Below are 8,446 nucleotides of genomic sequence, written 5' to 3' on the forward strand. Positions count from 1 at the left end.
CTTTCAAGACTCAGTTAACAATCTGTAATATTCCTTGTTGACACCCTTACTGACAAAGAAAAAACTGAAATCAAGTCAGGATAAGGGTTGGAGTGCTTACTGAAAAAATTGTTAAGAAAGATCCCTATAAGGGATAGCTTAATAAGGGGGGCATCTGACAACTTTTAACGCCTACCTACTTAGATAGTCAAGAGCTTGGCCGGTCGTCAAGACCAAATTAGGTTATAAGCTCAGACGCATCTTAACCGCCTATCCTTAGATTAGCTGAATCTCCCCCAATCCTTTTACTAAGTACCTATAGCGGTGTGCAGTCGTATGAGGTACAGTTTCACGAGCTATAAACCATGCTAGGCAAAGCTTGGTTTGTATCTCACTCAAGCGCTTACCGCTATAAGCAAAATTAATTACACATATCTAACCCCCCCTTTGCCTATTGCCTATTGCCTCTCCTAACCAAGAAGTTAATTTTTTTCTAGTGCTTAATCATATTCTTTTGCCGCTTGTACTAAGGATAAAAGTTGTCCAGTTTGATCGGTTCCCGATACTCCTAAATCACTGTGACAGAGGATAACTTTTTCGCTTACCCTTGCTAATAAATCCCTTAAAACTCTCTGTAAACGGGCCTGATTTTCCTCTAATTCTGCTTCCGTTGTCCAGCGTTGATAGGGACTTTTTCGCCAAAAAATTGGCGCGGCAAAAAGAGTGGCAGCACCTCCTTGTTCCCAGAGTGGAGAGGAACAATCTAGCCAAAAATGCCAACGATGACTAGAACGAAAAGAACGATATTGAAAGATATTGCCTAGGGTAACTGCTGAGGAAGATTTAATAAATTGTCGCACAGGATAGGGATTAGCAGTAATTGTACCACGGCGCAAAAGTTGGATAAACTGACTAATAGTTTCGCTGGGACTTTGGAAAGAGGGTTCACTCTCACGCAAACGGCGATCAATCTCCCAAAAATGTTGGGCAGTTTCCATTAATTCTCGCAAAGCTGCCAAGTGATCGAAGGGCAAATTTTCCCCATCGTTTAATAATTGTTCGATCGCTTGATTTAAGACAAAAATCGGGAAAAGTTTGGCTTCCTGCTGCCGTTTTTTCATCCCTTCGATCCAGTGACAAATTCTTTCGTAGGCAGTACAAGCTTTTTGTCCTAAGCGATCCCAACGGGGAAAAGTTTCGATCGCTAATAAACGGGGATTTTCCAGATCCACTTGATAACAATGATCGGCAATTAATCCAGCGCGAACCGGATCGATATCGGGAATTAAATTTTCTTCTTCATCCCAGCGATAACGGCTAAAAATCACCAGCATTTCCGCTATGGCCTCTTGGGGGGCTAAACGCCCCAAATTTTCATAAACAAGGGCGAGAAGGGTCAATAATGCCCGAATCAGAGGACAACTGATCAGGGGTCGTTGTTCGTTCAGGGGTTGAACGGCTATCCCGGCACTGGTTAAAATTTCCATCAGGCTATAACGGGCGATTTCGTCTAAACCGGGGGCAATAACGGCGATTTCTTCGGGTTTTACTGATCCTTGCTTGACTGCTTGAATAATAGCTGTGGCTGTCTTCCGTAACAATTCAGCGCGAGAGGTGGTTTGCAGGGAGATGAATTGATCGGGAAGATTGCCACGATAGTCACCGTCGCTGATTAGGGAGAGAATCGTCTCGCTAAACTGAGCAGCTAACCCCTCAGTGGTGGATAATGGCATAATTTGACAGCGTTTCTCTAATTCGTGTAGATAATCGGGATCGGCAGTTAATCCTAAGCGAATTTTTCCCTGGGGATTGTAGGTAAAAACGCTAAAACAATCATGATCGAGGAAAAAACTGAGTAAATCCTTGGCAATAGCCGGATAATCGTCCACATCGTCTGCAAAAACCCCCCGGAAGCGTTTTAATAGTTGCTGTTGATAGCGACTATCAGGGAATAAATAGCGCCAATAGAGTTCGTAGATGATACCATAACTTAATAAACCACGTTCTAGAGACCAATCACGCCATTGAATGATTAATTCTCCCACTTTTTCCGGTATTTCCTGCTCATTAATCGCTAAAACTCGTTTTAGTTCTGTTTCTGATAATCCGTAGGCTAATCTTTCAGGTATCTTTTCTGCGGGAACACCACTAGCGCCAGCTAATTGTAACAAGTCGAGAACTTGACGCACGAAACGATATTCATTTATGCTAGTAAGCTGGAAGAATTCGGCGATTGCTGGTTGCCAGAGACGGGTGGCGAGTTCCTGCTCCGTTTCTGGGCGTAATCGGCGGGGAAATTGCGCTTTTAGCCCCAAAAACTCGAAAATTAACGGCCAAAACAGAATGACTTCATCGGTGAGAAAACCTAAAGGGGTTTTGCAGAGAATCGGATAGCTACCCCTAACAGCAATGGCTAATCGATCGGCTAATTCCCGTTTATTATCATCGTTGGCAGCGAAAACTAAGATCGATCGAGCAAGGGGGGATGATTTTGAGTGATCGCGAGACACCCAGCGCTGGAATTCGCCGACTAAAGCGGTGGTTTTTCCCGATCGCGTGCCACCTTCGATCCAAATTGGTATGATTGACATCGTTTTTTCTCGATTGTATTTGTTAAGATAACTGATCGGTACTCTAGCTTTTCTCCCTTGTGGAAGTAATTGTTTCCTATGAATCTTAATCGGATTTTGCAAGGTGTTAATCAATGGTTATTACAAACTCCTGAACGTTCTTTAGATGAGGCTTATCATGCAGCTTTGAAGATTAAGGAGATAGAAGACAAGCATTTTCAAGGGCGAAAAGTGGCAGCGGAGTTCTCGAATTATGGCAGCAGCACTAATTCCTATTTTATCGCAGAAGTTAAAGGTTATCTGCAAAAAATTAAAGTCAGATTGACGGAGTTTAAAGCTAGTCGCTCGATCGTTAATACCTTCGGACCCAATCAACCGACAATTAATAATGGGGTGATTACTGTCACCACAGATGTTTGTCTGAAAAAACTCCAGTTTATTGATAGTATTATCGGAAAATATCAAGGTAACTATTGGCAAGAAGATCTTGAAGATGTTCCCAAAAGTCTCCAGAACAGAAATTTTGAGCAGGAAACAGCGAAAAACAAGACTTCTAGAAATCGCTCTTTTTTAGCAGCGGGTAGTATTGAAGATGAGGAAATAATCAAAAGCAATAAATCCCAAAAAGCTACGGAAAAACCGGGGGTTTTACCCCGTTCTTTTGTCAATACTTTTAATCGCATTAAACAGGAAATTGATCCCCAAGCGGAGGAATCGGAGGAGGCAGTTTTAAAGAAATTTCGCAATTCTCGTTATAAAACAGCCATTTCCCTCAAGTTTATTTTACTGTTAATTATTGTTCCTTTATTAACCCAGCAATTAACCAAAACTTTCCTGATTACCCCCTTGGTTAATAAATATTTCCAACAACAGGAACAGTTTATTTTTATCAATCAGGATTTAGAAGAAGAAGCTTTTTCGGAATTGAGAAGATTTGAGGAAGCTTTACATTTTCGAGGTATGATTGGTTTAGCACCCAAATTATCTAACGAAGAAATCGAGGGAGAAATTACTAAAAAAGCAGCGGTACTAAGTGAAGAATTTCGCCAACGAGGTTTAAATGCGATCGCTAATATTTTCGCCGATATTTGTTCCCTGATTGCCTTTGGTTTTGTTATCGCTTTTAGTCGTCGGGAAATCGAGATTGTCAAGTCTTTTCTGGATGGCATTCTCTATAATCTTAGCGATTCAGCTAAAGCTTTTTTAATTATTCTCTTTACCGATATATTTGTCGGTTTCCACTCTCCCCACGGTTGGGAAGTTATTCTAGAAGGATTAAGTCGTCATTTCGGTTTACCGGAAAATCGCCAGTTTAATTTTCTCTTTATCGCCACTTTTCCCGTTATCTTGGATACAGTCCTAAAATATTGGATTTTCCGTTATCTTAATCGCATTTCTCCCTCGGCAGTGGCTACCTATCGTAATATGAATGAATAGGGTAAAATCGGGGAGAAACTTGATAATTTACCCTTCTAATTTGGGGGGGATAATCTTGCTGCCGTCTCTTGTACTTTGGTAAGTTCTAACTGCAAAGCAGTGGCAATCTGTTCTATACTTAAACCTAAAGCTAGTAAACCAGCGATCGCTTCAGTTTTAGCTTCTTCACGACCTTCTTCACGACCTTCTTGTTTAGCTTCTTGATAAAGTCGAGTCTGTCTGAGATCATCTAATCCGAACATAGCTTCTAACTCCGTGCGACTAAGATTAGTAAATTTATAGGCTAAGGTTCTTTCAATTAATTCTATAACTTTTTGCTGGAAAACTAGATCATCAATTTCAGCGATCGCTTTTTCTAAAAGTGGTTTTCCTCGTTGCTGTGCTAATTGGGGTGTAGCGACAATTAACTGAATAATTCCTAAACCCAGAGACGGATCGAGATTATCGATTAATTCATCTAAATAAATACGTCTGATCTGTCCCGTTATCTCAAATCCCCGCAGTTGATAGGGAAAGTTATTATCCAGATCCCTGGAGGCAAATAAAGCGACAGCTATCCAATCCTGAACGGGTTTATACTGATTGAGATAGATGACAATTTCTGTTAAAAACCGCCAATAAAAATCACTTTTATCCTGAAATTGCACTTCAACAAAGTAAATAATTAGTTCCGGTGCTGCTGTGGTCGGTAAAAAAATACCGTCAAAACGACGAGCTAATTCTTTGATTTCTCGGGAGGAGAATTGATAATTTTCAGCTTTCTGGGTTGATTCTCCCAGTAATTCAAAAATTAACCCCGGAAAAGTTTGCAAGAGTTGATAAAAAATTGTATCGGTCTTCACAAGCTTAAAACAATCTAGATATTTACTAACAATTACTTAAGTAGTCGTGCAAAATAAATTTCCTAGTGAAGAAAGGCAAAAGGCAAAAGGCAAAAGGCAAGAGGTGGTTAGATATGTGTAATTAATTTTGCTTAGGTACTTACAAATCATCCAACAATAGCGTAACTAACACCTTATCGACGCGATTACCGTCCATATCCACCACTTCCAAACGCAACCTTTGCCATTCAAAATGATCGGCAGCCCCCGGAATCCTACCAAGATGGGTAATAATAAAACCCCCTAGAGTGTGATAATTCCCCTGTTTTTCCCCCGGTAATTCACTGATTTCAAATAATTCTTTAAAATCTTCGATCGCCACTGTGCCATCGATCAACCAAGAACCATCTTCCCGCTGCACGATCTGAGCATCTTCAATATTATCTAATTGGGGTAAATCGCCGACAATTGCCTCTAAAATATCCTGACGCGTCACCAATCCTTGAATCACCCCGTACTCATCCACTACCAAGGCAATATGATGACCACTTTGCTGCACCAATTCTAAAACCTTTAAACCCCTAGTGCTTTCCGGCACAAAAAGCGGCTGCTGTAAATCCTTCGTTAGGTCGAAACTTTCACCGGTTAAACAATCCGCTAATAAGTCTGTGACTTCAATTACCCCCAAAACCTCATCTAAACTGCCCTGACACACAGGAAAACGGTTATGATTGCTCTCAATTAGCTTCTGGCGGTTAATTTCGGCACTATCTTCCAAATCTAACCAAACAACATCCGGACGCGTGGTCATAATCTGACTTACTCGGCGATCGCTCAATCCTAACACCCTTTCCACCATATCCTGTTCTGCTTCCTCAAAGGTTCCCGCTTCGGTTCCCTGTTTAAGCATAATTTTCAATTCTTCTTCCGTAATGGGGGAATCATTATTATTACCGCTAATCCCCAACAAACCGAGAATCAGATTAGTCGATTGACTCAAAAGATGGACAACGGGCGAAACAATTTTGGATAACCTATTCAGAGGATCAGCAACGAGGATAGCGATTTTTTCAGGATTACTTAAACCTAACCGTTTCGGCACTAATTCCCCCACCACTAGGGATAGATAGGTAATAATTAACACCACTAATCCTAATCCCAAAGCTTGACTGTAGGGGGCTAAAACAGGAACTTGCGCCAATAATTGCGCCACACTGACCGATAAATTAGCTCCTCCGTAGGCCCCGGCAAAGATACCCACGAGGGTAATGCCAATCTGCACCGTCGATAAAATTTGATTGGGATCATTGGCCAATTTTAAGGCCACCGCCGCCCGTCGATCATCTCTGGCTAATTGTTCCAAACGGACTTTGCGGGCCGAGACAATGGCAATTTCCGAGAGAGCAAAGACTCCATTGAGGAGGATGAGGAAGAAGATAACAAGAATTTCGGTAGTCGCCGAGAACATGGTTAAAGGTTACAGGTAAAAGGGCGGATAGTTGTTTGTATCATAGTGCGAGGATCGGTTAAGTTCAGTAAAGAATCATCTTGATTTTTAACGAGTTACGAAGGCTTGTGTCTGGAGGGGGTTACTCCCAGTATAAATGGGATAGGATCAAGTCCGCACTCTTAGCTCAGTTAGCAGTGAACAGTCAGGAGTGACCTGTTGCCAGTAAAAAAAAGTTGTCCCTGGGAGAGTGGGGACAAACTATCTCAATCTATTCGCCTGAAAAATTATGATCGCTACACCCGTATCATCGAAATCGAACCCTATCACGGAAATACGCCCCGGACTACCAACTATTTGCGGTTGGGAACAGGAAATCGCAGCGATTGTTAATCACGATGATCCGATCTTTTTACCGACAACAAATCTCAAATTAGACAATATTAAGGCTGGTTTTGCCTGTGCCTTGCATATGCACCAACCCACTATCCCGGCGGGTGTTAACGGGGAATTAATCTGCAATCTCCAGCATATGTTCGAGAATCAAGGGGATGGCGATAATCATAATGCCAGCGTTTTTGCCTGGTGTTACAGTCGCATGGGTGATTTTATCCCGGAATTGGTGGCGGAAGGCTGTAATCCCCGGATTATGCTCGATTATTCCGGCAATCTCCTCTGGGGTTTGGTACAGATGGGACGGCAGGATATCCTCGATAAACTCAAATTAATCACCTGTAACAGTCAATATCAACCCTATGTGGAATGGTTGGGGACAATGTGGAGTCATGCGGTGGCTCCTTCCACACCGATTCCCGATCTAAAATTACAGATGCAAGCATGGCAAACCTATTTTGCCTCGATTTTTGGCCCGGATGCTCTGAAACGAGTCAAAGGGTTCTCTCCCCCGGAAATGCACCTTCCTAACCATCCCGATACCCTCTACGAGTATATTAAAGCTCTGAAAGAATGCGGCTATCGTTGGTTATTGGTACAGGAACACTCGGTGGAAAATCTCGACGGTTCGGGATTGAGTCAGGAACAAAAATATATTCCTAATCGCCTGGTGGCCCGTAATTCTCGCGGGGAAGTGATTGCGATTACTGCTTTGATTAAAACCCAGGGTTCCGACACCAAATTAGTTGCCCAAATGCAACCCTACCACGAGGCTAAATGCCGAGGTAAACAGCAAATCGGCGGCGTTTGGGTTCCTTCCCTAGGTTCCCAGATTGCCGACGGTGAAAACGGTGGCGTGATGATGAATGAATTTCCTCGCGATTTTCCCAATCCTTGGCGGGAAATGCAGGGGGGTTCCAGTGTGGCAGGATTTAACGGCACGGAATATCTGGAGTTAATCGAGGCTGCTGGCGTTAATCCCCAAGATTATCCCCCAATTCAAGCCGTACACCAGCATAAAATCTGGCAGCGAGTTAATCCGGATGCCGCTACCCCGGAAGCAGTGGAACAGGCGATCGCTGAGTTAAAACAGACCGACCACCGTTTTAGCATGGATGGGGCATCTTGGACAAATGATCTCAGTTGGGTGCGCGGTTACGAAAATGTCCTCGAACCGATGAACCAATTAAGCGCTCAATTCCACGAGAAATATGATCCTTTAGTACAGGCGGATCCTAGTTTTACCCGACGACCGGATTATCTGGAGGCACTGCTTTATAATTTGCTCGTGCAAACCAGTTGTTTCCGTTATTGGGGCCAGGGTACTTGGACCGATTACGCCCGCACTTTATACGCAAGAGGCGCGGCCTTAACCCGCTAGGATAGTAAGGTATCTAGGGCGCAGATTCTGCGCCCTAGTAGCACAGATGTATTAAAATAAATCCTGTTTAAAAGGTATCGGGGAGCGGCGAGAAACAATCCATCTTCTTTACATTAATTTACGAACGTTCTCTTATAGCGTTTCCTAAGCTAGTGAGGTACACATATTTTTCTTCCCTTTTGCCTAAAACCCATAACTTTTGTACCTCAGCAGACTGAAAAACGCTATAAATGTTTTTTAGCTAACTAGGGCTTGCTGAATAAATCTAAAAACCTTTTTGGGTAAGACTTTTAGACCTTTTGTCAATCAAAAAGTACTGGATATGGGAGTGATCGGGGGGAAATTTAGGCACTTTTTCCCTGAAAATTAGGTAATTGGCCACCTCAAAACTGGTAAAACCCCACACCCCACACCCCAC

5 protein-coding genes are annotated in these 8,446 nt (G+C 42.7%); 2 read left to right on the top strand and 3 right to left on the bottom strand.

Annotated features, from left to right (window positions below; genetic code table 11):
• Positions 1 to 479 precede the first annotated feature (479 nt).
• The gene (locus IM485_RS05340) at positions 480 to 2,570 is read right to left on the bottom strand and encodes a PD-(D/E)XK nuclease family protein (RefSeq protein ID WP_287741787.1); all 2,091 of its coding nucleotides are present in this window, start codon (positions 2,568 to 2,570) and stop codon (positions 480 to 482) included.
• A 78-nt stretch (positions 2,571 to 2,648) separates the two neighbouring features.
• Here IM485_RS05340 and IM485_RS05345 point away from each other — a divergent pair, with 78 nt between their 5' ends.
• Positions 2,649 to 3,986, top strand: coding sequence for a proton extrusion protein PcxA (locus tag IM485_RS05345; protein WP_104398225.1), 1,338 nt, complete (start codon positions 2,649 to 2,651; stop codon positions 3,984 to 3,986).
• Between the two features lie 35 nt (positions 3,987 to 4,021).
• On the opposite strand, the gene IM485_RS05350 is transcribed toward IM485_RS05345, so the two are convergent.
• Both IM485_RS05350 and IM485_RS05355 read right to left on the bottom strand, forming a co-directional pair.
• On the bottom strand, positions 4,022 to 4,828 hold the full coding sequence (locus IM485_RS05350; RefSeq protein WP_287741788.1) for an Rpn family recombination-promoting nuclease/putative transposase: 807 nt from the start codon (positions 4,826 to 4,828) through the stop codon (positions 4,022 to 4,024).
• A 139-nt stretch (positions 4,829 to 4,967) separates the two neighbouring features.
• The gene (locus tag IM485_RS05355) at positions 4,968 to 6,275 is read right to left on the bottom strand and encodes a hemolysin family protein (protein WP_287741790.1); all 1,308 of its coding nucleotides are present in this window, start codon (positions 6,273 to 6,275) and stop codon (positions 4,968 to 4,970) included.
• 268 nt (positions 6,276 to 6,543) lie between these two features.
• Between IM485_RS05355 and IM485_RS05360 the strand changes: the two genes are divergently transcribed.
• Entirely contained in the window at positions 6,544 to 8,028 is a 1,485-nt protein-coding gene (locus IM485_RS05360) for a polysaccharide deacetylase family protein (RefSeq protein ID WP_104398228.1), read from the top strand.
• The last annotated feature ends 418 nt before the right edge of the window (positions 8,029 to 8,446 follow it).

The organism is Microcystis sp. M169S2 (assembly GCF_020245865.1).
In the GTDB taxonomy this organism is placed as follows: Bacteria; Cyanobacteriota; Cyanobacteriia; order Cyanobacteriales; family Microcystaceae; genus Microcystis; species Microcystis ichthyoblabe_A.

Excerpts from the sequence above, each read along its gene's own strand:
- IM485_RS05340 (WP_287741787.1), bottom strand. The coding sequence starts at position 2,570 with ATGTCAATCATACCAATTTGGATCGAAGGTGGCACGCGATCGGGAAAA.
- IM485_RS05345 (WP_104398225.1), top strand. The coding sequence starts at position 2,649 with ATGAATCTTAATCGGATTTTGCAAGGTGTTAATCAATGGTTATTACAA.
- IM485_RS05355 (WP_287741790.1), bottom strand. The coding sequence starts at position 6,275 with ATGTTCTCGGCGACTACCGAAATTCTTGTTATCTTCTTCCTCATCCTC.
- IM485_RS05360 (WP_104398228.1), top strand. The coding sequence starts at position 6,544 with ATGATCGCTACACCCGTATCATCGAAATCGAACCCTATCACGGAAATA.